The following is a 228-nucleotide window of genomic DNA, read 5'->3' as shown; positions in this document are numbered from 1 at the left end:
GTGATAGCCTCTTTAGCGTTTTTAATGGCTTCATCAAGAGTATCCCCGGCAGAGAAACACCCTGGTAAATCGGGAACGATTACGCCGTATGCGTGTTCGTGATCACCCGCTTCAATCGCGATTGGATAAAACATATTTATACCTCTACGGGCAAGCGGGATTAAATTCTCGCTTGTTTCCTGATGCTCTTTACCGTACCGATCGGTAAGTCTTTTTTAGGATGGGGTA

2 protein-coding genes are annotated in these 228 nt (G+C 45.6%); both read right to left on the bottom strand.

Annotated features, from left to right (window positions below):
• Positions 1-134 (bottom strand): type II toxin-antitoxin system HicB family antitoxin (locus SB756_RS36475; protein WP_172608970.1); only part of this gene is annotated, 134 nt, incomplete at its 3' end.
• 26 nt (positions 135-160) lie between these two features.
• The coding region (locus SB756_RS36470) for a type II toxin-antitoxin system HicA family toxin (RefSeq protein WP_410914135.1) at positions 161-228 on the bottom strand (68 nt) is incomplete at its 5' end.

Source organism: Pseudomonas sp. SIMBA_068 (assembly GCF_046534705.1).
Lineage (GTDB): Bacteria > Pseudomonadota > Gammaproteobacteria > Pseudomonadales > Pseudomonadaceae > Aquipseudomonas > Aquipseudomonas putida.
The sequence above is the reverse complement of the archived record's forward strand: the minus strand, read 5'-3'. Positions and strand labels throughout refer to the sequence as shown.